The sequence below is a fragment of the Sulfidibacter corallicola genome (assembly GCF_017498545.1).
GTDB classification, from domain to species: Bacteria; Acidobacteriota; Holophagae; order Acanthopleuribacterales; family Acanthopleuribacteraceae; genus Sulfidibacter; species Sulfidibacter corallicola.
Genome location: NZ_CP071793.1, coordinates 2030210 through 2054937, shown reverse-complemented (window position 1 = coordinate 2054937; position 24728 = coordinate 2030210). Strand labels below are relative to the sequence as shown.

Here is a 24728-nt window from a genome sequence, read left to right as displayed (position 1 = left end):
GCCGCGAACCGAATGCGGATGGCCCCGATTTCGGCCGAAGGCGATCGGACGCCGCGAGCGACGACGAGACGCCTGGCAACAGGGGCGATTCGGCCAACCATCGCACCAGCAAGGTGGTCGGCCGCCAAATCGATGCCTATCTCATAAAGACATACCCAAGCCATGGGCTCCCATCCCACTGAGGATCGAAGAAGGATCGAACGATGCATGATATGGATACTTAAGCCTATCACACTTGACTGGAAACAGGTGAAAGGTGATGGACCCGGGCGGACACCCACCGCCACTGAAAAACCCAGGTGTTTCAACACATGGGAAAAGGCTGAAATCGGTGATTTTCGATAGCATCGGGAAAGATTCGGAGATAACCCGGAACCACTAAAAGGCCACTACTTTCCAAGCCCCGGCAGAGGGGAAAAACCGAGATGACGGTATCGCCAAAAACCGGAAAACACCACTATCGAGGGATTTAATAATAGTAATCCTTGTTCTGGTTTTGTATCAAATAGACAACCGCGATCACAAAGGGAATCACACTGGTACCCAATAGGAGCGCCGCCCTTTTCCAAGCGGGCCAATCGTTGGCGCGCGGCAGTTTCATAAGCAACGCGAAAAAGGGCATGGCGGCGGCCAGGGCTACGGCCAACGGCGCCACTTCCACATAAAACTGCGCGTTCAGCAGCATGGCACCCCAAGCACTTAAAAATACGGCGTGAAGGGTTCCACCGAACCGCAGATCGGGCAACACCAAGCGTACGAGAAACAGGCCACCGGCGGCGGAGGCCAGGGTGCCGGCCGACTGCCCTACCGATACACTCCCGTCCATGACCGCAACCAGGCTGGCCGCGGTTGCACACAGGACCAGGAACAACGGCTGTTCGGCCTGATCCTCACCCAGGGCGAAGGGCCAGATCATCAGCGTGGCGATCCAGACGGATCCCAGACCGGCCAACCACATTGCGGCAGTGCCGGTTTCCCAACTGTTCTCGATCAAGGGGCGTAGATTGAACCAGAGGCACAGGCCCACGAGCAGGACGGCGCCGCCGAAACGAAACCAGAACCGCTCGGGTTTGATCCACACGAAGATCGCCAATGCGGCCAACGCGAAGTAAGGCGGCCAATTGGTGGCCAGAATCGGTGGGAACTCGGTCAAGCCGTTGAGTGCGAAAAAACCGGCGGCGAAACCCAACAGCAAGCCCGAAGCTGCCGTGACATCGCGCCGAGAGGCCAGGCTCCGCGGCCCGAACTTGCCCAGGAGAAAGGCCGTCGCACCTGCAACCAAAAGGGGAAGCACGGCCGATTTGAACACCATGTCCAACACCATACCGGTGGGGTTCGATTCTTCCATGACTGCCTCCGAAAGGAAAAGCCGGGTTGGGCGGCCCGCAAACCGCCCAACCCGGCCGAATGAACAACAAAACGTGCGTGTTACTTCTTGACGGTTTCGACGCTGATCACCAGTTTGACCTCGTCGGAGAGGGCTCCTTTGGCGATGCCGTAGTTCATGCCGAACTCGCCGCGCTTGAGGCTGCCCTCACCGTGGAAGCCGACCAGGGTCTCGCCCTGCATGCCTTTGCCCTCACCGGTCTTGGTGAGCTTGAACGAAACGGGATTGGACTTGCCCAGCATGGTCAGCTCACCCGTCACGTGCATGACGTCGCCTTTGGCCTCGACCTTGGTCGATTTGAAGGTGATTTTGGGAAACTGGGCCGCATTGAAGAAATCGGGGCTGCGCAGGTGCTTGTCGCGCTTGGCGTTGGCCGTGTCGATGCTTCCCGCTTTGATGGTGACGTTGATCTTGGTAGCAGCGGGATTGCTGGCATCGTATTCGATGGTCCCCTCGAACTCGTTGAAACGGCCGTAATTCCAGCCTGCGCCGAAGTGTTGGGCGGCAAACAGCACGGAAGAGTGGTAGGGATCGATATCGTAGGTGTCGCCGCTGACGACGGGTACGGAAACCATGGCAAAAACGGCCAACAACAATGCCTTGAGGCGATGAGACAGGATCATGTCAATTGCTCCTTGGATGAACCCAAGCTATGCGATTTGGGGCGGCGCAAGCGTCGAATCCAGTCGGCAGCGGGTCATTTCCAGAAAGGCTCTCGTAAAACGCCCATCATCGGCGCGGCTCGAGGCCATACCCCTTTCTCTCCAACACTTCGACTCATCGCATCCACCCGAACCGAACACCTTGGTTGAGTGCTCCCGGGTCGTTCGATGATGAAACCCGCATTCTTCCACGGGTACACGCAGGAAAACGCAAAAAGTGACGGCTCCATTCGAGCATCCGGGAATCGAAAAAATCAGCACCAGTTTTACCATAGATTCCACTGGTGCCGTGGTGATATATCGAATCGAAGCAGCCGTCAAGCCGCTTCGAGCGGCAACTCGGGCGGGCCGTCCAGCGGCTCGGGCCACTATCTTCGGGCTCACGACCGCTCAGGCCGAAGCACGCGCTTCCGCGGCTTTCAGCATGGCCGCTCGGCTGGGGAAGCGACGCTGGACAAGACCTAGACAGCCAGCCTCTTCCGCGCCCATGCGGTAGCCGGTCAACAGCATGTGGCGAGCCATTCGCGTCGGCAGCCGCAAGGGCAACCGCACGGTGCCGCCAAACCCGGTGATGATGCCCAGGTAGGCCCCCGGATGACAAAAAACCGCATTGTCCGTGGCCCAGATCTCGGCGCAAGCCAGAGCCAGATCGAAGCCGCCGCCGAAACAGGGGCCGCCAACCAACGCCACGACGGGCGTAGGAAAGGTCTCCAACTCCCGCATCACGGATTGACCCAGCGCGGCATACTCGCGCGCCTTGGCACGATCGAGATTCAGGAGCTCGTTCATGTCCGCGCCCGCGGCAAACAAATCGGGACAGGTACTTTCCAGGGTCACCAGACGAAAGTCCGAGTCACGACGCCACGCGGCAAGTCCCTCGTGCAGCCGCTCGAGCAGGTCGAGGGAAAGCTTGTTCTTTCCCGAAGGCGCGGCAAGTAAAATGCGACCCCAATCAGATTGGTGCCGCATCTCCAAAGGCGTCGTTTCCATGTTCGACCCACCGAAGCGTCAAGCCGAAGGAAAGGCCTTGTCCATACCTTCTTTAATGATGATGTCCTTGCCGGAGATCTTGATGTAGTCGTCGCGACTCAAATCGCCGATCATGCGAGAAACGGTTTCGCGAGAGGTTCCGACCATGCTGGCGATTTCCTGGTGCGTGGGGCGACGAAACACGATGGAGCCATCGAGCAACTTGCGACCCTCTTTCTTGGCGAGGTCCAGGAAGAGACGAGCGATGCGTCCCAGAACGTCCAACAGGGCCAGGCTCTTGATCTGCGCATTGGCGTGGCGAAGACGACCGGAAAGCGTAGCCAGGAAGTTGGATAGGATCTCCTTGTTTTCCAGGAGCTGAAGGAAATCCTTGCGACGCAAGACCATCATTTCGGTCTTGGCCAGGGTGATGACGGTCGCCGAGCGCGGTTCACTGTCCAGCAACGCCATTTCCCCAAAAAACTCTCCGGGCCCGAGGACGGAAAGAATCACTTCCTTCCCGTCCTGAGCGATATTGGCCACCTTGACGCGCCCCGACAAGATCATATACATCGAATCACCGATCTCGTTTTCTTCGACGAGAGTGGTGTCCTTTGGATAATTCTTTCGAGTGGTCAACTGCACCAGATTTTCGAGAGCCTCTTTGCTCATCCCTTTGAAAAGAGGCACGCTTTCCAAAAGCTTTAAATCCACAACTCACCTCACCTAAAGCCTTATCCGACCGTTAATCCAAAGGGAAATGCTGCCGTTGCTTCATGTACTTTGCAGGCGTCATGGACGAAATCGCATGCTTGAACACAAGCTGTTCCTGCTTGTTGGCAAGCTCCAAAAGTATCGTGAACCGGTCGAAGTTTTTAATCTTTCCGATGATTTTCTTGCCATTGGTGAAGAATACCGCGAGTATGGTTTTATCTTTTCTCGCGTTGTTCAAGAATTCATCCTGAATATTCATCGCAGGCTTATCAGACATACAAGACTCCTTGAAACAGAATGCTCACCAAACTATTTGATTTAATTCATTCTTTGATTCAGAAACTCAATGATCCTCGGGGTATTGTATCCCGATTCCGACTGAAAAGGGAACCATTGGATATACGGAACTTTACGAAACCAAGTCATTTGCCTTTTGGCGTATTGTCGCGTGAGAATTGCAATTCGCTCCGCCAGGGTTTCGCGATCACATTCTCCCCGCAAATAACCACATATTTCAGGGTAACCAATCGGCGCCAATCTCAATAATGCCTCACCCAAACCCGCGGCAAGCAGGCGACGCGTTTCTTCGATCCATCCTTTATCCAACATGGCGCGTGTTCGGGCCGCAATTTTTTCCACTAGAAGCGGACGTGCCATCTCCAATCCGATAACGGTCGGTTTGGGCCCGTCTTCCCGTTCCTTGTCGCGAGACCAGTGATCCAGCATGCTTTCACCGCTGAGAATGCGCACCTCGAGGAAGCGCTGAACTCGTTGGCGATCGTTGGCGTGAAGATGACCCGCGCCGCGCGGATCCAGGCGTTTCAGCATTCGATAGAGGGCTTCCTTCCCCTTGCGGTCGACGAGGCGATTCAAGCGATCGCGCAGGGCTTCGGGGGTGACGGGCAGGTTGGAAAGACCTTCGATCAGAGCGCGCAGATAGAGTCCGGTACCGCCGACCAGCAGCGCCAGGCGGCCGCGAGACTGGATTTCGGCGATTTTTTCTCGAGCGAGCTGCGCATACCGCACACAGCTCAACGGCTGGCCCACCTCGGCAAAACCGAACAGATGATGTGGCAGCGCGGCCTCTTCCCCAGGCGTGGGCGCATTGGTACCGATTGGCAGGTCGCGATAGACCTGCATCGAGTCCATGCAGACGATTTCAGCCTCGAGCCGCCGACCCACCGTCAGGGCGAGCGAGGACTTGCCGGCGCCCGTAGCACCGACAATGACTGCCAATTGTTTGTGATCGATCGATGAATGAACCATAAATCCAAACGTATCGCCGGTCGAGCCCGGTACCCCGAACCACCGAACCCGGGACTTGACGACGCATATCTGTTCTCTTTACCCATTCTTAACACAAAAGAGGTCTCGGGTGACATGAAAAATCCGATCGGTCGATCGAATCTTCGCGAATCGCCGGGGAGACGCCGGCGACTCGAGCGCGATCCCGATCGCGTTGGCTCCCTGAAAACCCGGGCACCACCAAGGTTAGGGCCCAGGACCGAGGGTTCGCGCCACGGCCGGGCATCAGCCCTGTGATTGAATGTGGCGCAAGACTTCGGCTTCGTGCTCGGTACCCAGCATTTTCTTGACGGCGAGAATACAGGCGAAGAGATACTCGTCCATGGCCTCTTCCAGGGCCAACGTCTTGCCGTTCTCGTCCATCTCCATCGCGTCCAGGTTCTCCTGGACCATGAACTTGGACGGCGCACCGTTCCCCTGCAGCGTCACTCCGGCGAAGATTTGGGGATGGCCGTTGCGGGCATCCTCGAAATATTTCTTGAGCAGCGAGGTCCCCATGGAACCGACCCGCTGGGACAGGTAGTCGGTGATGAAGCGGAACATCTCGTTGTACTGCACGATCAGCGGATGTACCGACTGCGCGTCCTCTTCCTCCTCGCTCACGCCACGAGGCTCGATGAGATCCAACGAGCGCAGCAGGTAGACGACACGCAAACTTTCCTCGCGACCGATGTCACTGTTCTCGCAAACGTGATTGAGCGAGGTCTTGCCGTCGAAAAAGTCGTAGACGTAACGCTCGTAGGGTTCCAGTTGAACGTGCTCTTCCGGCACCTTGTCTTCCACCCGGGCGTAGATCACACTGCCGTCCAGAAAGTGGGTCTCGAACAGGGAACGATCCTCGAGGTGACGAATGGCATCGATCACCAACTCCAGAATGGGATACTGCAGCGTGATCGATTCCTTGTGCTTGATCTCCTGGCGAATGAATTCGAAGGAACCGCTGTCGTAGGGAATGACGGAAACCGCGATGGTCTTGATCTGGTCCTGAATGGCGTCCCACAACAACTTGGGAGAAATGGCCCCGATTTCCACCAGCGCCCGCCCGTGACGATACCGCTTCTCGAAGATGAGTTCGGTGGCGCGATCGTACTGCTCCTGAGTGATGAGGCCCTTGGCCAAGAGGCAATCGCCCAATCGATCCTGAACCTGGTTACTGCGAGCGAAAATGATTTTCCCCTGGTGAATCACGATGGTTTTTTTAACGTCATCGCGAATCACGTTGAGGATCCCGGTTTCGCTGTGCCGGCCCAAATAGGCGAAGACATCAATCAGAGCCAGCGGCTCAATCTTCCCACGCAGTGCTTGAGTACTCATTCAAGCTTCCTTTTCACGTTACTCAGAATTTAGGACATCCATCGAAAACAATACTACCGGACGGTTTATATCACGGTGATCGATATCAAACGGCCTCGGTAACGGCGGTTCGGTTGCGGCAACCTCGATTGTCGGAAGGTTTTTGCATCATAACCCATTTCCGCATAGAAGGAAAGCAACCTGAACAATCGGCCCATCGCGTTGAAAACCGCTTGGTTCCCCCCCTCGTAAACGGCCTCTCGAGGGGCGATGACGGCCGGCGGAAGCGGCGCGAACGGGTGGTCGGTACTTTCGACCACGGCTTCGCGACGGGTGTCAGGGATCCCGTCTTGGATACCGTAATATCAGGAATCGAGAGATCGCCGGCATGCCGTGAATGGGCGACCTTCGCGGAATCGGCTTCATTTTTGCCTTTCGTGACGTCAGAGATTGGTTCGGGGCGCTCTCAAGCTATAATGGAAAGTTCATATTCTTTCGAAATTAGCTGGAATGACGCCCCCCTCTCGCCCGGTTAAGCGGTATTGCCCAGTCACCGGTCCTCGTCTCAGTACGGATAATGAAAAGATGATTCAATCACGCAGGACGATGCGTCCAACCCCAACCCCTTAGGAGGCTTTCTCATGAAACACGTCCTATTGGCACTTTGGCTTTGCGCCGCGAGTGCAGTCGCAGGACAACCCTTGATGAATCCCGAAATCGGAACCCCGCGCATGCTGTTCCATCCCGAATTTCAAAGCGCCCTGAAAGGCGAAGAATTGGCACGCGCCTATCTGGCTTCACATTGGCAGACATTCAAGCTGTCACCAAACGCGGAGAATCTCACCTTGGTCCGCGTTCAGGAAAGTCTCCTCGCCAAACACTATACCTTCCAACAAATGGTTCGCGGCCTGGAAGTGGAAGAGGCCACCATCATCGTCTCGGTCGATCTCGAGACCCAACGCATCAATCGGGTCTCCAATACCGCGGTCCCCTACACGGCGGAGCATCGCGAGCACAAACTCGCGCTCAGCGCCGATGATGCGCAAGACGTGGCGTGGCAGCATCTCCGCGTTCACGGCGAACTGCTGGCCATGCCGCAGAGCAAGTTGGTCTATCGCGCCGTCGACGGCAAGCTGAAATTGATTCGCCGCGTGACGATCGCCACCGATGCGCCCTTCGGCGACTGGTCGATCGCGGTCGACGCGGTCAACGGCAAGGTCCTCGACGTGGAAGATCGCATGATCAGCGTGGATCATCGCGAACCGGTGCGATTTTCGGATTACACCGGACCGGTCGCCGATCGCCTGGTGGCGGTCGAGGATTACCAGGCGCGCCGTGATGTGATGCGCAAACAGCGCGAGGCCCTGGCCGAGAAACGCGCCACCGGACGCGCCACCATTTTCGATCCCGATCCCGTCACGGTCCTGTTGAACGACACCCTGGAAGACTTCACGTCGGCCGATGTCTTCGAACCGGCCTACCAGGAACGCGAACTGTTGGACATCACCGAAAGCGGCGGCACCTTTTCGTTGGTGGGTCCCTGGGTACAGGTCGTGGACATCGAATCGCCCGCCGTCAGCCCCTCCACCACGACCGACGGCTTCTGGAATTTCCGTCGCGGCGACCTGGGTTTCAACGACGCCATGACCTACTACCACGTCGACGTCAACCAGCGCTACATGCAGTCGCTGGGCTACAAGGACACCAAGGGCATTCAGTTCGGTTCGATCGAAGTGGACGCCAACGGGCAGTTCGGCGCCGATAATTCTGCATTCAGTCCGTCCGGGAATTTCCTGACGTTCGGACACGGCTGTGTCGACGACAACGAAGACGCCGACGTGATCATTCACGAATACGGTCACGCGATCCAGTGGTCGATCAACAACTGGGGCAGCAGCGGCGACATGGGCGCCATGGGCGAAGGCTTCGGTGACTATTGGGCCGGAAGCTGGAGTATCCGCACCGATCCCGGCCTGTTCTTCAATCCCAACCGGGTCTTCACGTGGGACGGACACAACGCCTGCTGGGACGGCCGCATCATGAACAACTTCCAGGTGCAGTACGCCTCCACCCGCACCTACACCGCACACCAGCGCATCACGGGCGGCATTTCCGACGAACTGTGGTCGACGCCTACCTTCCAGACCTTGCTCGAATTGGTGTACCAGGGCATTCCCCGCGAAGAAGTGGACACCATCATTCTCGAGAGTATGTTCGGTCTGGGCTCGGGAATCCGCATGTCCCAGTGGGCGAGCGCGATCGTGAGCACGGCCCGGCAACTCTACCCCGACGGCCCCCATGCCCGTGTCTTCCAGAACGCGTTCGCACGCCACGGCATCATGGACCAGATCTCTTCCTACCAATACCTGGCCACCCACGTTCCGCCGGCAAGCGGTTCCTGGGCCAACGAAATCACCGTCACCAACCCCAACACCACCACCGCCAACCTGACCGTGGTGACCTACGAAAGCGACGATGCCGGCAACTTCTCCCAGAGCAACCAGGACTCCCAGACCCTGGCTGCCGGACAGACCCTGGCCATCGTGCCACCCGGCACCAACCAGCGTTGGGTTTCGGTTACCTCCGACCAGCCGCTGTCGGGCACCAACACCTTCACGCGCATGGTCGACAGCACGGTCGGTCGCGAAAAGGCCAGCCTGCCGCTTTCCGGCGCGGATGAATCGGCCACTTCCCTGATCCTGCCGCACGTGCCCGCCGATCGCGATCAGTTCTGGTCCGGTTTCGTGCTCGTGAACCCCAACGCCAGCGCCAACAACATCAAAATCGATCTGTTCGGCGACGACGGTTCCAACCTGAACGCCCTGCTCAACGCCTCGGCGCCCACCAGCCTGAGCGCCAACCAAAAGTGGGTGAGCTTCCTGGCGGAAGGCCCCAGTGGCGAAACCGGTCTCTTCGACGACAGCGCATCCGCCGTGAAGGTCTCCTGGGTCCGCATCACCGCGGATGCCGACATCGCCGGCTTCCAGCTTTACGGCTACCGCACCGATCGCGGCGAGGCCGCGGCCTCCGGCATCATCGCCACGCCCGATCAGCGTCGCGACATGTGGCCGCTGCGGGTCTCCCTGACCGAGGCCGATTGGACCGGTTTCTCGATCCTCAACCCGACCGACGCCAGCGCCGACGTGTTCCTGCGCGTCTACGGCAAATCCGGTTCCTTGATGGCGGAGGAAACGGTTTCCATTCCCGCACAACAGAAGATGTTGGGCTTGAACATCCTGAACGCACCGTTCGTGTTCCCGTTCGGATCCTCCAACCCGATCATCAGCCTGAACGATTCCAGCAACATCCAAACGGTGGTGGCCAGCAGCACCGCACCGCTGCGCATCTTCGGCCTCACCGGCGATACGGGCAACACCCGCCTGGACGGATCGGCGGTATTGGGTCTGACGACGCGTACCTCCTTCACCAATCCCGTGGGCAAGCTGGAAATCTTCAAGGCCCGCATCCAAGGAACGGTGACGGTGAAGACCTTCGTCAACGGCTCGGAAACCAGCAGCACGAACTACGATCTGCAGGCCGGCCACTCGATGAGTCTGGACTACGCCGCCGACAGCGGCATCACCAGCGTGACGGTTCAGGGCAACCTGTTCACCGCCGCGCTGATCTACCAAGACAGTGAACGCTCATTGACGGTAGTCGAAGGCAAGCAAGTGGAGTACAATCCCGCCAATCAGAACTGACGTCGATTTTTGATCCCGGGTTCGCACCCCGAGCCCGGGATTTCCGGAGCATTCATGGCAAAATCCAAAAACAACATCTACCTGGTCGAAACGGGACCGGGCGAATACAAGGAATTCACGCGCTGGCCCGACTGCCAGGCGTTCGTATCGGGAAAATCCTACCGATTCGCGGGTGGTCGCGACATCGCGGAAGCGAAGAAAAAAATCACGGGCAGAGACACCGCGCCCAAGGCGCCAACAACCTCGCCGACCCGAAAGAAACCGGATACCGGAGCTTCGGCCTCGGCCCCGCCAAAACCCAAGAACAACATCTACATAGTGGAGATCGGGCCTCAGGAGTACAAAAAGTTTACGCGTTGGCCCGATTGCCAATCGTTCGTCCGCGGCAAAAAATTTCCTTTCGCGGGCGGGGTGGACGAAGCCGAAGCCCTGGCCAAACTGGAAGCCACGCGGGAAAAGCAACTCGCTTTTCACGAGAAGAAGAACACCTCCAAGTCCGCGAAAGCACCGGTCGGGCCGCGTCCCACCGAAGGAATCTGTTCCGATGCGGGCACGCACGGCAATCCCGGGCCCTGCGAGTACCAGGTATGCGATCTGTCTGGCAAGCGGTTAGACTACAAACATTTGGGTGTTCACACGAACAATTACGCCGAACTTGCAGGCATCGAGGCCATGATCCGCTACGCCATCAAACATTCCGCCAACCCGCTGTGGACCGATTCTCAAATCTCCCTTGGATGGATCAAATCCGGAAAATTGGGCCCCACGGTGCGCGAGCCGAAACTGATCATGAACATGCTGAAAAGCATTCAAGCCCTGCTGAAGGATCATCCCGAGCTTCAACTCAAGAAATGGCACACCAAAATATGGGGCGAGATACCGGCCGACTTCGGCCGCAAGTAAAGGGGCGATCATGGCCACCAACATCGAGATCAAGGCCCACGCCCGAGACTTCGACATGCAGAAGCGATTGGCCGCGGATCTCGCAGGCAAGGACCCGGTCACCATTTACCAAAAGGACATCTTCTTCAAGGTGCCTCACGGCAGGCTGAAACTGCGGATTTTCGACGACAACCATGGCGAGCTCATCGCTTACGAGCGTTCCGATCTACAGGGGCCGCGAACCTCGGAATACCAGATCTGTCCCAGCGAGGATCCCGATGCGCTGACCCAGACGTTGAGCCAGGCGCTCGAAATTCGGGGCATCGTCGAAAAAAACCGCCTGCTCTACTGGGTGGGGCACACGCGAATCCACCTGGACGATGTGGTCGGCCTTGGCAAATTCATCGAGCTCGAGGTGGTGATGCAACCCGGCCAGACCGCGGATCAGGGCGAGAAGATCGCCGAAGGCCTGATGGCGAAACTGGGCATCGCCCCCGCCGATTTGATACCCGTGGCATACATCGACCTGCTCTAGCCCGTGCCCAACCGGGTACTCACGATCTTTTCATTGTCGGATGGGCACGAGGGCGTGCCCATCGCGGCAGCTCGATCCGAGAGGCCGCGCGACGATTGCATGGCGGCCTGATTTTCATTAGAATGGTCAAGCTTCGCGCCGGGCCAGCACTTTCGGCCCTTCATTTTTTGGTGAATCATCCTTTCGGCCCGGGCCCCTTGAACGGCCCATCCATCCGGCGCACCTTCTCATCCTCAACCTGGAGAATTTCTTTTCATGATCAATTTGGCGATTAGTATCGGCGTGGCCCTGGTCCTCGCCATCGGTCTCGTGTTGCTTCAAACGAGTTGGTTCATCTACGTACCCATGGGCCTGGTGGCCGGCGTGACGACCTTCCTAGTCTTGGGTCGAAGAATTCAAACCCAACTCGAAGCCATCATGTACCAGATGCAGAAGGACATACAGAGCGGCAAGCTCGATCGCGCCATCGACACCCTGAAACAGGGATACAGCCTCAAGAATCGCCACATCTTCGTGGAAGGCCAGCTCAACAGTCAAATCGGGGTACTCTACTACCTGAAAAAAGATCACGAGCGCGCCCTGGAATACCTTTCCAAAGGCTTCGTCAAGCACCACATCGCCCAGTGCATGCTGGCCATCATCCACTACAAACGCAAGAACCTGGATGAAATGAAAAAAGTCATGGACGAGACCATTCGCGCCAACGGCAAGCAATCGATCTGTTACGGCCTCTACGCCTGGCTGCTCCACCAGAACAAGGACAAGGAAGGAGCCATGGCCATGCTTCAAAAGGGATTGAAGAAGATGCCCGACGACGAGAAGTTGACCAACAACCTGACCCTTCTGCAAAACGACAAGAAGATGAAGATGAAGGCCTACGGCGACATGTGGGTCCAGTTCATGCTGGAGCGCCCGCCGCGCGTTCAGCAGGAAGCCCCACCCCATATGCGGATGCGCCGCAAGGCCATGTTCCGCTGATCGTAAGCCTCACGTTTCGATAGAGATCCGCACTCCCGTAAACGGCGGCCGGCGTTCCACGGGTCGCGTCACCCGCGCCACAAAGAGCCGCCTCGAGAGTTGGCGCGGATGTGAAATTGTGTTAGGTTTAGATACTTCCCTGGAAAAAAGAGAACGACAACGTACCGCCCTGCCAAGGCCACGACCCGTTTTGGCATCGAGTACGGGAGGTCGAATTCGGTGATTGATCTTCATGGAAAAATCGCCCTGGTTACCGGTGGCTCGCGAGGCATTGGACGAGCCATCGCCATCATGATGGCCGAGGCCGGTGCGGATGTGGCCTTCAGCTATCGATCGGACCACCGTGCGGCCGAGGATACGATCTGTGAAATCAAGCGCAAGGGTCGCGAGGTGTTGTCTCTGGCCTGTGACATGACCGATGCCAAGGCCTGCGAACGCTTTTTTCAGGAAAGCTCCCAAAAGCTGGGCAAAGTCGACATCGTGGTCGCCAATGCCGGGATATGGCACCGCGCACCGATCGACGAAATGACGCTGGATCAATGGCGGGAAACCGCGGCAAACAACCTGGATTCGGCCTTTTTCATTTCCCAGCTCGCGGCGCGTCATTTCAAGGCCAAAAAAAGCGGCAATCTCATCCTGATCAGTTCCACGGCCGGCATTCGCGGAGAAGCGTTCCACGCCCATTACGCGGCCTCCAAAGGAGCCATCATCGCCCTGACGCGATCCCTCGCCGCCGAGTTGAGCTACCACGGAATCAACGTCAACTGCGTGGCACCCGGCTGGGTCGATACCGACATGACCAAACACGTGTTCGGCGATCCCACCTACCGCCAAACGATCGAGCAATCGATTCCCCTTCGCCGCATCGCCAGCCCGCGCGACATCGCGGGCGTCGTGGTGTTCCTCGCCTCTTCCCTGGCGCGCCACATTCAGGGCGAGGTGGTCAACGTGAACGGCGGTTCCCTGATTCGCTGACGCCTTTCCGATGGTGATTGGCCCCGTGGAATCGGTACCCGTCTGCGGCGGATCTGGACGCACGACGGTTCACCGAGTGTTTCGTCGATGCGGGTTTGGATGCGAATGCCCCCATGAGGTATGATCTCATCCAGCAAGCGGGCAACACCGAGGGCCGGCCCAACGTTCAGTTTTGACAAAGATTGTTCGCACCATGCCGCGCCGAAAGAGCTTCAAAGGATCGACCACCTCCCTTACATGACGCATCATCCACCACCCATCGTATTTCGCGAAGAGGCGAAACCGAGATTTACCATTACCAAGGCGCTGCTGCCGGCGTTGTTGATCCTGCTGCTTTTGTTTTTGGGTGCGCAACAGACACGCCCCTTCGAATTGACGTCGGCCGAGCTGGAAACGCTTCGCCTCCAGCAGGAAGAAGAAACCCGCGAAATGACGTTCCGCTTCATGGACGATGCCCAGGACCAGGTGGACGAGAATCCCGACGCCCGCTTTTTCTCGGATGCCAACCGCATCCTGAAATCGGCCCAAAAGGAGCCGACCGAACAGGACAGCCAGGATCCCGTATCCGAGGGCAACACCTACGAGCTCAAAAATGCCGATCGACTGACCGAGCCGAAGCCCGAACAGCTTCAGGCCTCCGCGTCCCCCGCGCAACCCGCGACGCCACCGAGCCAACCCAGCCAAAACACCCAGTCCCGAGAACAGGCTCGCGCGGAAGAGCGCGCGGATCGGGAGAACGAGGCGGATGCCCAGGTGGCCAAGGACAGCTCCGAACGACCCACCGACGCCGAGGAGCTGCCGGACGAGCCGAACGAACCCGAGGGCGACGATCAGGAACTGAGCGTGGGGAACGTGCCCACGACGCCAGGCGCCCCCAAACCCTATCGAAAGCTGAGCAAGTCCGAACTGGAAGACATTCGGGAGAAGGCCCAGGAGGAATGGGCCAGAATGAGCACCCAGCCTTCGGCCCCTTCGACACCGACCTTTTCCGGAGGGAGCCGCTACCACAACCCGGGTGGACAGGTGGCACCCAACCTGGGGTTCAGCGTGGATACCGCCGGGCACGATCTGGGACCATACCTCAAGACGCTGGTTCAACTGGTCAAAGGCAATTGGCGGGTGCCGACCATCGCTCAATTCGAAGTGAGCGGAGTTACGGTGGTGTCGTTCAGGCTTCACAAGGACGGGCGTCTGACCGATGCCACGGTGATCCTGCAGAGCGAACACGAACCCCTGGACGTCTCGGCGCTCAACGCGATCAACTCGACCTACAAGGCGCCGCCGATGCCGGACCACATCGACGAGCCATGGATTCCCATCAAGTTCGCGTTCTATTTCAACATGCGGCCGAGATATTAGCCCCGAGCCAGTCTCCAAAGCGCCGAAACCGGCCCCTGACAAGGGATTGCGGGAGCAGGGCGGGACGAGGGTACCTCACCCCAAACAAAAGTGAATGACGCCTCATCACGCATTGTTTCGCGTCCACCAGAACATATGTTCGGGAATTGTGTAACGCATGTGTCATTCAAGCGGAACCCGTACCGGACATAAAGCGGGCCCAGACCGGCCTGTTCCCAAAAATTTCCCGTCAAAAAGACCTTCACTCAACAACGGGTTTACGCTAAGATTGGGAACATATCAAGTTTTCACACACAACACCGAATAAAAGTGGTCCGACCGCGACGATGTCTGCTGTCTAGGATCGCCCCAACCTAAAAACCCTACAAAATGTAAGCGGCATCACAAACTGGTACTTCAAGGCTAGGTTATGGTTTCACGTCCTTAAAACATCGCAAAAGAAGTAGGTCCAGCATGGCGTGTTGGACAAGGTCGCACGGGGTTCCCGCTCTTTCGGAACACAACCAAATAGTCAACTCGAGAGCCGATTCACACTCTTGAGCGGGTAGTCTTATCGTCATTTCCCCCTAAAACACCTTCTTTGATTACGAGTTCACTACGACCATCTACACAGATTTTGCGACATGAATCAGGCATTTTTCCTCGCTCACCTCGACTGAAGAAGCCCTGACTCTCACATTGCAGGCTTTTTTGTTAACTTTTTTCAAAAAAAGCCCTGCACTTTTCGCCTTTTTAGCGTAGAATTTTGTCAATTCAATGTTCTTTATATTTGATTATCTGAGACAGATTCTTTCGATCTCAATGAGAAGTCAGGAGGACCCATGCCAAAAGAAAGAAAAGCAGATACGAGCTTGAGCCGGCTCAATATCATTCTGCGCGAACCAGAACAGATCCTGTTGATCAAGGCCTGCATCGAACGTTTGTCGCTGGCACGTGGCGGCGTGAAGATTTCAGCCATCCAAGCCCTGTTGGATCTCGCCAAACTGTACCTGGAGAATGCCGATCAAATCGATCCGGTCTCTCCGGTGATGAAAGACCTGATGGTAAAAAAAGAAAAATTGGCACCCAAGAAGCAACCGGTCGCTACGTCCTGAAGCCGATCCGCTTCTGCCCGAGCTCTTCCGTTCTCGGACGGAGGCTCGGGTTGCCGACCAATTCCTGGTTCACCGTGTCCTGAGCACGGCCGGTGAAGTGTAGGTTCTTTACGACAGACTCAGCCTCGAGGCACATCGTTCGCCGATGTGTGGAAACGCAGTGCGAGCAGCTCCGCATTGAAACCGGGTCCAAATGCCGCCATCAGGCCGTTTCCATGCGGCCTGGTTTTTAATACTTCGTCCAGGACCCACATCACGCTCGCCGACGATAGATTTCCCACTTCGGCCAATACTTTTCGAGAAGCGGCAACTTGGCTTTCTTTCAAGCCGAACTCATCGCGCAAGGTATCCAGAATGCGTCTGCCACCCGGATGAAAGAGGTGGTGCTGAATGCCTTCGGTCACAAACTCGGGCTGATCGTTTACAAAAGCTCGCGCGGGTTCGACAAATTTTTCCGCGACCAGGCCCGGTATTTTCTTGTCGAGAATGATCTTGAAACCCGATTCACTCAAATCGAACCCCATCATTTCCGGCGTGTCGTAGAAAAAATGGGTCCTCGTGTCCAGAATGCGACAGGGACCAGGCTCGGATGAGAGCAATACCCCGGCCGCACCGTCGCCGAACAATGCGGCCGAAACCAGGTTTGCGACCCGAAAATCGCGGGTCCGATAGGTCAAAGAAGGCAACTCGATCGCTAAAATCAGAACGCGATGATGCGGAAAGGCCCGCAGATAATCGTGCGCTCTCGATAGTGCCATCGCACCAGCGGCACACCCGAGTTCGGTGATCGGCAACCTTTTGACGTCGGGACGAAGTCTAAACCTGCTGATCAAATAGGCATCGACGGAAGGAATCATGAACCCGGTACAGGAGGTGGTGATGATCAGGTCCACATCTTCGGGAGCGACCACCCCCGATTCGAACATGCGGGTCATCAGTTCGCCACCGAGCTGAATCGACGATTCGGAGTAGACCTCGTTGCGCCAGCTCAACGTATCGTTGTCGAGAATTTCATCCGGCGTGCGGACCAGGTGGCGGTTTTCGACACCCGCATTGGCGATCAACTTCAACGCTTGATCCACGAAGGGAATGCGGCCTTTCAAAATCCGGCGCCCCATCGCCAGGACCTGTTCCTGATCCAGCCGAACCGGGGGCAAGGCCGTTACCACTTTCTGTATGTACGCCACGTCGATCTCCTATCCGTTTTGTTGATGGATGTTGTCGTTCTTGGTCCAAATCAACGCATCCTCGGCGCCTGCCATTCCCAGGGCGAACGCCGCGGTGGCCACTTCCCGGCTCAAACACGCGAACACACCCAGGGCCGCATCAAATCCGGTGAGGCTGTTTCGAAGGCCCGTATTCCGCGGCCCGAGGCACAATTGTCCCAGCCCGCGATCGGCATCCCCCAGGAGCAGGGCCACGGCACCTTCCACATTGTCCTCGCCAGGAAACCGGTGCCGGAATTTCGCGCCTTCCTCCTCTCCCCTGCCCGCCCGGGCCAGCAGCAGGATGGCCTGCCCATGGGATTCGATCAAGCCTGGCAGCATCGCGATGAGACACGGCCAAAGTCGATCGTGATCGAAAATGTTGAGGCAGGGTCCACACCATCCCCTTTCGATCGAAAGCGAAGCCGGTACCTGGTTTTGCAGCGAGCGCAACAAGGTCATGGGATGAATGCGTCGCGAACGCCTCCCGGCGAAACCCGGCCCGGTGAGCTCGCCCCCGTCGGCGAGCCGCCAGGCCCGATCGAAACTGGCGACCATCGGCCCGGTGGGACCGGTGACGGTGACGAGCGGAAGCGTGCACGCCCCCACGCCCAGGAGCTCCGCCGCCTTCAACGCATAGAGCGTGGCCGGGGCTCGCGTCTTGTGGTCTCGTGGAACGGGACCCACCCATTCGGTATCCAACACGGGAGACCCGCTCGGCGGATCGGACAACGCCGCGGCCGCTGCGACCACGCCGATCACAAAGCGGCTCCGCGCAACAGGACCGAAGCATTGTGACCACCAAACGCGAAGGCGTTGGAGAGTGCGTATCGGCCCCGAATCGGCCGTGCCCGAAGAGGGACGTAGTCCAAATCGCAGCGAGGGTCGGGGCGGTGAAGATTGATGGTCGGCGGGGCGATTTGCTCGTTGAGGGCATGTAGGCAGACGATTGCCTCGATCAAGGCTGCTGCACCGAGACAATGGCCGATCATCGATTTGATCGAACTCAGCGGAATCGATTCGGCCCGTTCACCGAAAAGCGACCGGTGAAGCCGCGTTTCCATCGCGTCATTGGCCTGGGTGGCGGTCCCATGTGCCGAGACGTACGAAGGCACTTCTCCACACCTCAAGGCTGCCCGGCAGGCCCTTTCGACGGGAGTCAAGTCCTCGGGGAGATCGACGAAATGTACGCCGCTCATGCTGGAACCGTAACCGCAGACGAATCCTTCCACCTGGCTCCGGGGAGGATCCACGGTCAACCACAGGGCGGCGGCCCCTTCGCCCATGACGAACCCGCGCCGGCGTGCATCGAAGGGGCAACTCGCCTCGAGATCGCTGCGATCGTTCAGAGCCTTGAGGTTGTGAAACAGGGCCAGCCCGACCGGATTGAGCATGGACGAGGCACACACTACCAACACGTCGCGCACGGTGCCGGCTTCGAGCAACCGGCAAGCCGCGATCAGGGCGTCGTTGCCCGTGGCGCAGGCGGAATCCACACGCAGCACCGGCCCGCGCGCACCGGCGAATCCCGCGAGGTAGTCCAGCGGATTCCCAAACGCGAAGCCCATCATCGGCCCCATCTCGGCCTCGTCATGACGGTGTACCAGCATGTGCTCCACGTATTCCGTTTCACTGAACAAACTCGGCAAACCGAGGACCAGGCCGAACCTTCTTTCGCTATCGTATTCCAGGCGGCGCAACGCCTCGACCGCCAACAAGAGCCCGCGCGGCATGATGTCGTAGGGAAAGTGCTCGGGAACCCGCAGCGACTCGGTCACGGGCGCGCCGACCGCCACGGGGAAGGTATCTCCCAAAAAGCGAACCGCCGATCGACCCTCTCGCAGGTCCTTCCACCGAAACCCGCCGGGCAATACCATCGCCGTGGCGGCGATCGCCGGGAGTCGCCCGTCATCGAGGCTCGTTGGGTCTTGCTTGTCTTGCGGGCTATGTGCTGGACTCAACGGTCGCCTCGGAGAAAGATCCATGCGATAACGGTCATCCGGGGATGCCATCATCGTGATTACATACAGATGGTTCGACAAAAAGTGATTTATTCTGACATTCCACATCCACAAAAGCAACGCATGAGGGTCCCAGCCGTGAGATCATGGAAAGACACCAGAATGTGGCCTAGCTCAACTTTATTCATCTAAAAACTTAGCTATAATCCCTGCTGATTTCCCCACCCGACATTGCCTACCTCGCATCTCGCGTTTCCGAACAAGAGCCACCTCCCAAACCTCGGCGTCACCCATACAGCGCCACACTCGTCCTCGCAAAGGTTGCTTGATGATCCGCAGTATTTCGTGCTCCTCGATGACCATCGCTCTCTTGTGGCTTTTCACCGGATACGCCCACGCCGCCGATTATCGGGTCGTGACGGCGGACAGCGTGCTCTCCATCGTCACCCACAAGGCCGGCCTGATCGAAAGCCTCGGTCACAACCACTTCGTCCACGCCACCGATTACCAGGCCGAAATCCAATGCCAGCCGGACGATCTGCTCCAAACACGCATCGCGTTCACCATCGACGTCCAAAAACTCCAGGCCGACGAATCGGCCGAAGCCAAACGATGGACGCCGATCTTGAAGGACCTGGCTTTTGCCGAGGAAGACTTCAGCGAGCAATCGGAGAGCAATCGCAAAAAGATCCGAAAGTCCATGCTGGGCAAGAAGCAACTACAGGCGGACAAATACCCCTCGATCAAAGCGGAGATCATCGGCATCGAAGAACGTGAAAAAACGGTGGGCACCCAGACCTTTACCCATTCGGTCGAGATCGCGATCACCATCAAGGATCAAACCGTCAAAAAGCCGTTCCCGGCCACCCTGACCATCGAAGAGGGGAAATTGATCGTTCGGATCGTCGGAGAAATGAAGTTCACGGATTTTGGAATCAAACCCTACTCGGCCGCGTTCGGCGCGGTAGCCAACCAAGATCAAATCCACCTGTTCGTTCACCTGGTGGCCGAACCCGAAGGATCGACCCCATAAACGCGAAAAACCGTTCCGGCCGGGGCGGGAACGGTTTTTCACGAAAGAAAAATCGAAGAGAAGGGGGGAAAATCAACTACCTTTTTGCGCTTGATGGTCTTCTAGAAGCTTGAGAATTTCTTCTCGATTCATCACTCGAGCGATCTCAAAGGCATCGAGCCCTTGATTGTTGCGAATGTCGATGCGGGCATCATGGGTCAACAGAATCTTGACAGCCTGGACGTCGTTCGCGACAACGGCCACGTTCAGCGCGGTATTGCCACTGTCATTGGTCATGTTGATATCGGCATTGCCTTTGAGTAGAGCGGTAATCACGGCGGATTTTCCGTACTTGGAAGCGATCATGAGCGGGGTCCATCCCCCGGACATGGTGCTGTTGACATTGGCACCTCCCGCAATGGCTGCCTTGACTTTTCCGGCGTTGCCCTCCATTGCGGCGAGATGAAGATTGGCATCTTGAGAAAACAGCGGCAGCGACAAGCTGACCACCAATACACCTACTATAAACTTTATTTTGGACATCCTTTCTTCCCCCATTTCCCATTCGACGACATGAAAAAAATTGTGGAGCGGTTGAATTGTGGAGCGACTAACGGTCTCATGCTGATTGACTGTGGGATTGTAGGTGGTAGACCTCTACTGATTAAACAGGATGCTGGGTGATTCCAACCGAAGCTCAAGGTCAAACCCCGCTGGAATACGAGAAGAGTGTAAAAGGCTGTCGAGCCTTACGAAGAGCCTTGATTCGTCAAAAATGAAAGAGCCTCGGGCGGTTTCTCAGAAATGAAAGATGCTTTTCACAAGAATTACACGGAGGCCTCATCATTTTTTTTCAAAGTATAAAGGTGATTGGCGAGGAGAGCAATAGGCATGCCATGAAAAACTTACACGATTCAGCTCGCCGAAACCACATTACTGTCTTTAAAACCAAGCTTTAAGAGGGTTTAAGTTTTTTTGAACGGGGACTCGTTATCGGGCTGCCGGGCTGATTCGGACCATCCGACAGCCAAGCGCACACGTCAAGAAAATACCCTGAAAACACCAGTACACGAATGTAAACGTTACACAATATTAATTCCATTCTCGGCTGAAATGCAATTTTTTATTGCTCCACCTTGCATTTCATTCGTCTTTTCTCCCCGATTTATCCAACACTTCCCCATCTGGGTCGGGATCGAAACCGAGCCGGATTCGCTGTATGGGTGCGGGTTTCGCGGCACCGTCAAGCCCCGTCGGGCGCACTTCTCCGGGTATCGCCTCGAAGACGTCGAAGTTCAGGGTCCACCGTTGCCCTTCCGGTTTGAACGGCCATAGCGGGCTGTTGTATTTGATCGGATAAGTCAGCGACACAAATTTTCCCCGCTCCAACAGAATCGGGGGAATCCGGTAGTGCGGACGCCGAGGGGCGCCCCACAAAGTATAGTTTTCCGAATCGTTTGCCATGTTCAAGCTCAAGTGTTCGTGGAAGATCCGAAGCTCCTGCCGGGATTTGTTCTCGAACCGCCAGGCCAACCGCGCGTCGCGGGGAAACACCTCCAGCCGCACTTCGACCAGGTCCCCCTCGAAGACGTAGACTTCGCGGTCTGTTGTGCGAAACACATCGTCGATCTCCACCGGAACGCGGCTCAAACCGCTGCAGCCACAGAGAAGCGATAGCGCCAGCGTCGCGAGGCCGATCGCACAGGATCGGATCCACGGATGGCGCATACCCGGTGAGGGAATCATGGGAGCGGCAGGCTCGAGGCGGCCATAGCGTGGATTCTGGAACATCGTGTGACGGATCGTTTCGAACAAGCGGAACTCCTTGGTGCCATCCAGAATGCGGTTAGATCGTCGCGGCCAAGTGGGTCTGCCTCGATGAGCAGGGCATCGACCTCGAGACGCCGAACCTCGGCAGACGGCCGATCACCAGCCAATCAACTGGGACCAGATCCCTTACGACCGATACCATGCTGCATTGGGGAACTGACCGCGTCCGAGGAACGGCTCCAAAATTCCGCGATTCCCAGAAGGACATCGACCAGGCGGATCTTCGATCCCGGATCCCCTGGGAGCCGGCCCGGGAATCGGTTCCGAACAGCAACTCGCAGAGCTGCCGAAGTTCGGTTTCCCGGATTCGACACAACCTTATAAATAAAGTCCCGATTTGGGAAACGAAAAGATAGCAACTGGCCTGAGTTCCCGATACGTGGTTTAATGCAAGGTTTTGCTCAGGGCTAGGGGCTGGACGATTCGAGAGGCGCCAGGCTATCCCCCGAAACGACTCCCCAGCCGCTAGGTTTCTCATCTCGCGTGACATGCCGGCGTGACACGGCGCCGTCACCAAACCCCTGAAAAACCTTGCCGGATCATCCACCGCCAGTGCTCCCGGACTATCGGGGTATCACTTCGACACTAGGCAAGGAAGCCCGAATCCCCACCACCTCAATGGACTGGAGCCTTACATGACGACCGATCGACAAAACCTGGACACGTTGTGCATCAACACGATTCGCACGCTCGCCATCGACGCTATCCAAAAAGCGAATTCCGGACATCCCGGTTTGCCCATGGGCGCGGCGCCCATGGCGTATACGCTGTGGCAAAAGCACCTGCACCACAACCCTGCCGACCCCAAATGGTCCAATCGGGACCGGTTCGTCCTATCCGCCGGTCATGGCAGCATGTTGCTCTACGCCCTGTTGCATCTCACCGGATACGATCTGACCCTGGATGACATCAAGCAGTTTCGCCAATGGCACAGCAAGACCCCCGGCCACCCGGAATCGTTCATGACCCCGGGCGTCGAGGCCACCACAGGTCCCCTGGGACAGGGCACGGCCAACGCGGTGGGCATGGCCATCGCCGAGCGCGCTTTGGCGCACCATTTCAACCGACCGGATTTCGAGTTGGTGAACCACTTTACCTATGCCCTGGTCGGCGACGGCGATCTCATGGAAGGCATTTCGGCGGAAGCGGCCTCATTGGCCGGACACCTTCAACTCGGTAAACTGATCTACCTCTACGACGCCAACGACATCTGCCTCGACGGTCCCACCGCCAACACCTTCACGGAAAACGTGGCCCAACGCTACAAGTCCTATGGCTGGCACGTTCAAACCGTTCAAGACGGAGACACCGACCTGGAAGGCCTGGATGTCGCTATCTCCAATGCGAAGACCATCGCTGAGCAACCCTCCCTCATCATCGTCAAGACCACGATCGGCTACGGTTCTCCCAACAAGTCCGGCAAGTCGGCGGCCCACGGCGCGCCGCTGGGCGATGGGGAAATCGAGCTGACCAAGAAGGCACTGGGCTGGACGGAGACGGAGCCGTTCAGCGTTCCGGAAGCGGCCTCCACCCATTTCCGCGAGGCACTCACCAAGGGTGGCGAGGCCCAAGCAGCCTGGACCGAAATGTTCGAGCGCTACGGCAAGACCTTTCCCGAACTCGCCGAGCAATGGCGTATGGCCCATACGGGCGATCTTCCCGAAGGCTGGGATGCCGACTTGCCCACCGGTAACGCAGGAGACAAGGTGGCCACACGATCCAGCTCCGGCACCGTGCTCAACGCGGTCGCGGCCGAAATCCCCTGGCTGCTCGGCGGCGATGCCGACCTCTCCTGTTCCACCAAAACCGGCATCAAGGGCGCCGAGCTCTTCGACGGCCGCACCGGCGCCGGTCGCAACATTCAATTCGGTGTCCGCGAGCATGCCATGGGCGCCATCGCCAACGGGATGGCCTATCACGGCGGAATCCGCCCCTACACCGCGACCTTTTTCTGCTTTTCTGACTACATGCGACCCGCGATCCGCCTGGCGGCCCTGTGCCACCTGAACCCCATCTTCATCTTTACCCACGATTCGGTCGCGCTGGGCGAAGATGGCCCCACCCACCAACCGGTGGAGCACCTGGCCTCTCTTCGCGCCATTCCCAACAACGTGGTCATCCGCCCCGCGGACGCCACCGAGGTCGCCGAAGCCTGGCGCGTGATCATGGGCCATGAGGGCAGCCCGATCAACCTGGTCTTGTCCCGTCAGAACCTGCCGACCCTGGACCGCAGCACCCTGGAATCGGCATCCGGCGTCGCCAAAGGTGCCTACACCCTGTCCGAGGCAAAAGACGGAAAACCCGCCGTGATCCTCATCGGTACCGGTGCGGAAGTTCACACCGCGCTGGCCGCCAAGACACTACTCGAAGAGGAAGGCATTGCCGCGCGCGTCGTCTCCATGCCGAGCTGGGAACTCTTCGCGGCCCAAGGCCAGGACTATCGCGATGCCGTACTTCCTCCCGACGTGGATGTTCGCGTCGCCATCGAAGCGGGTTGCTCTTTCGGCTGGGAGAAATGGATCGGCCGCAAGGGTGCCGTCGTCGGTGTCGATCAATTCGGTGCCTCGGCGCCGGCCGGTCGTATTTTGACCGAATACGGATTGACCGCCGAAAACCTGGCCAACACCGCGAAGTCACTGCTCGACTGACATAGCTGCCGACCGGCCATCGCCGCGTCGCATCAAAAGAACTCACAGCGTTCAAAAGGGAGGTCGAAAGGCCTTCCTTTTCTGTATTTATGGGTGGCTCTGCCGGTGATCGTCCAGACACATGAAGAGCGACACAAGCCATTTCGCCGGACTCGGCGCGGAAACGACTTCCAGGCGCCAGGTCTCGGCGAGATACGTGTCCCCAAGTGAATAGCTGA

21 protein-coding genes are annotated in these 24728 nt (G+C 57.7%); 9 read left to right on the top strand and 12 right to left on the bottom strand.

The features are described from left to right. Positions 1 to 469 precede the first annotated feature (469 nt). From J3U87_RS06000 to J3U87_RS05970, 7 genes are all read right to left on the bottom strand, one after another. Positions 470 to 1348 carry a hypothetical protein gene (locus J3U87_RS06000; RefSeq protein ID WP_237382126.1) on the bottom strand — a complete coding sequence of 293 codons (879 nt, stop codon included), beginning with the start codon at positions 1346 to 1348 and terminating at the stop codon, positions 470 to 472. 80 nt (positions 1349 to 1428) lie between these two features. Then, entirely contained in the window at positions 1429 to 2010 is a 582-nt protein-coding gene (locus J3U87_RS05995) for a YceI family protein (protein WP_237382125.1), read from the bottom strand. Positions 2011 to 2439: 429 nt separating this feature from the next. Continuing rightward, positions 2440 to 3039 (bottom strand): enoyl-CoA hydratase/isomerase family protein, encoded by a 600-nt coding sequence (locus J3U87_RS05990; protein ID WP_237382124.1) that lies wholly within the window; start codon positions 3037 to 3039, stop codon positions 2440 to 2442. Between the two features lie 18 nt (positions 3040 to 3057). Further along, the gene (locus J3U87_RS05985; RefSeq protein ID WP_272932506.1) at positions 3058 to 3690 is read right to left on the bottom strand and encodes a Crp/Fnr family transcriptional regulator; all 633 of its coding nucleotides are present in this window, start codon (positions 3688 to 3690) and stop codon (positions 3058 to 3060) included. A gap of 73 nt (positions 3691 to 3763) precedes the next feature. After that, on the bottom strand, positions 3764 to 4009 hold the full coding sequence (hfq, locus tag J3U87_RS05980; protein WP_237382122.1) for an RNA chaperone Hfq: 246 nt from the start codon (positions 4007 to 4009) through the stop codon (positions 3764 to 3766). Between the two features lie 41 nt (positions 4010 to 4050). Beyond that, positions 4051 to 4998: a tRNA (adenosine(37)-N6)-dimethylallyltransferase MiaA gene (gene miaA / locus J3U87_RS05975; RefSeq protein ID WP_237382121.1), complete on the bottom strand. Its 948-nt coding sequence runs from the start codon at positions 4996 to 4998 to the stop codon at positions 4051 to 4053. Between the two features lie 264 nt (positions 4999 to 5262). After that, a complete protein-coding gene (locus J3U87_RS05970; RefSeq protein ID WP_237382120.1) occupies positions 5263 to 6351 on the bottom strand; it encodes a DUF4388 domain-containing protein in 1089 nt (362 codons plus the stop codon). A 620-nt stretch (positions 6352 to 6971) separates the two neighbouring features. Between J3U87_RS05970 and J3U87_RS05965 the strand changes: the two genes are divergently transcribed. The 7 genes from J3U87_RS05965 to J3U87_RS05935 all read left to right on the top strand — a co-directional run bounded on the left by J3U87_RS05965 (position 6972) and on the right by J3U87_RS05935 (position 15854). After that, entirely contained in the window at positions 6972 to 10031 is a 3060-nt protein-coding gene (locus J3U87_RS05965) for a hypothetical protein (protein WP_237382119.1), read from the top strand. Between the two features lie 54 nt (positions 10032 to 10085). Then, positions 10086 to 10934 carry a ribonuclease H family protein gene (locus J3U87_RS05960; protein ID WP_237382118.1) on the top strand — a complete coding sequence of 283 codons (849 nt, stop codon included), beginning with the start codon at positions 10086 to 10088 and terminating at the stop codon, positions 10932 to 10934. Positions 10935 to 10944: 10 nt separating this feature from the next. Further along, positions 10945 to 11448: a class IV adenylate cyclase gene (locus tag J3U87_RS05955; RefSeq protein WP_237382117.1), complete on the top strand. Its 504-nt coding sequence runs from the start codon at positions 10945 to 10947 to the stop codon at positions 11446 to 11448. 255 nt (positions 11449 to 11703) lie between these two features. After that, positions 11704 to 12426: a tetratricopeptide repeat protein gene (locus J3U87_RS05950; RefSeq protein ID WP_237382116.1), complete on the top strand. Its 723-nt coding sequence runs from the start codon at positions 11704 to 11706 to the stop codon at positions 12424 to 12426. Positions 12427 to 12645: 219 nt separating this feature from the next. Beyond that, entirely contained in the window at positions 12646 to 13401 is a 756-nt protein-coding gene (locus J3U87_RS05945) for an SDR family NAD(P)-dependent oxidoreductase (RefSeq protein ID WP_237382115.1), read from the top strand. Positions 13402 to 13638: 237 nt separating this feature from the next. Then, positions 13639 to 14760 carry an energy transducer TonB family protein gene (locus tag J3U87_RS05940; RefSeq protein ID WP_237382114.1) on the top strand — a complete coding sequence of 374 codons (1122 nt, stop codon included), beginning with the start codon at positions 13639 to 13641 and terminating at the stop codon, positions 14758 to 14760. Positions 14761 to 15581: 821 nt separating this feature from the next. Then, positions 15582 to 15854 (top strand): hypothetical protein, encoded by a 273-nt coding sequence (locus tag J3U87_RS05935; RefSeq protein WP_237382113.1) that lies wholly within the window; start codon positions 15582 to 15584, stop codon positions 15852 to 15854. 119 nt (positions 15855 to 15973) lie between these two features. On the opposite strand, the gene J3U87_RS05930 is transcribed toward J3U87_RS05935, so the two are convergent. The 3 genes from J3U87_RS05930 to J3U87_RS05920 are packed head-to-tail and all read right to left on the bottom strand — an operon-like array spanning position 15974 to position 19020. Further along, on the bottom strand, positions 15974 to 17041 hold the full coding sequence (locus J3U87_RS05930; RefSeq protein WP_237382112.1) for a type III polyketide synthase: 1068 nt from the start codon (positions 17039 to 17041) through the stop codon (positions 15974 to 15976). 9 nt (positions 17042 to 17050) lie between these two features. After that, positions 17051 to 17821: a hypothetical protein gene (locus J3U87_RS05925; RefSeq protein ID WP_237382111.1), complete on the bottom strand. Its 771-nt coding sequence runs from the start codon at positions 17819 to 17821 to the stop codon at positions 17051 to 17053. After that, positions 17818 to 19020, bottom strand: coding sequence for a beta-ketoacyl-[acyl-carrier-protein] synthase family protein (locus tag J3U87_RS05920; RefSeq protein ID WP_237382110.1), 1203 nt, complete (start codon positions 19018 to 19020; stop codon positions 17818 to 17820). The genes J3U87_RS05925 and J3U87_RS05920 overlap by 4 nt, the downstream gene beginning before the upstream one ends. 355 nt (positions 19021 to 19375) lie before the next feature. On the opposite strand from J3U87_RS05920, the gene J3U87_RS05915 reads away from it, so the two are divergent. After that, positions 19376 to 20053: a YceI family protein gene (locus J3U87_RS05915; protein WP_237382109.1), complete on the top strand. Its 678-nt coding sequence runs from the start codon at positions 19376 to 19378 to the stop codon at positions 20051 to 20053. A gap of 72 nt (positions 20054 to 20125) precedes the next feature. Here J3U87_RS05915 and J3U87_RS05910 read toward each other — a convergent pair whose 3' ends face one another. Together J3U87_RS05910 and J3U87_RS05905 are read right to left on the bottom strand one after the other, a co-directional pair. After that, complete coding sequence (locus tag J3U87_RS05910; protein WP_237382108.1) at positions 20126 to 20575, bottom strand: ankyrin repeat domain-containing protein; 450 nt, start codon at positions 20573 to 20575, stop codon at positions 20126 to 20128. A 600-nt stretch (positions 20576 to 21175) separates the two neighbouring features. After that, entirely contained in the window at positions 21176 to 21847 is a 672-nt protein-coding gene (locus J3U87_RS05905; protein ID WP_237382107.1) for a hypothetical protein, read from the bottom strand. Positions 21848 to 22497: 650 nt separating this feature from the next. Between J3U87_RS05905 and tkt the strand changes: the two genes are divergently transcribed. Next, positions 22498 to 24510 carry a transketolase gene (tkt, locus tag J3U87_RS05900; RefSeq protein ID WP_237382106.1) on the top strand — a complete coding sequence of 671 codons (2013 nt, stop codon included), beginning with the start codon at positions 22498 to 22500 and terminating at the stop codon, positions 24508 to 24510. Positions 24511 to 24728 lie beyond the last annotated feature (218 nt).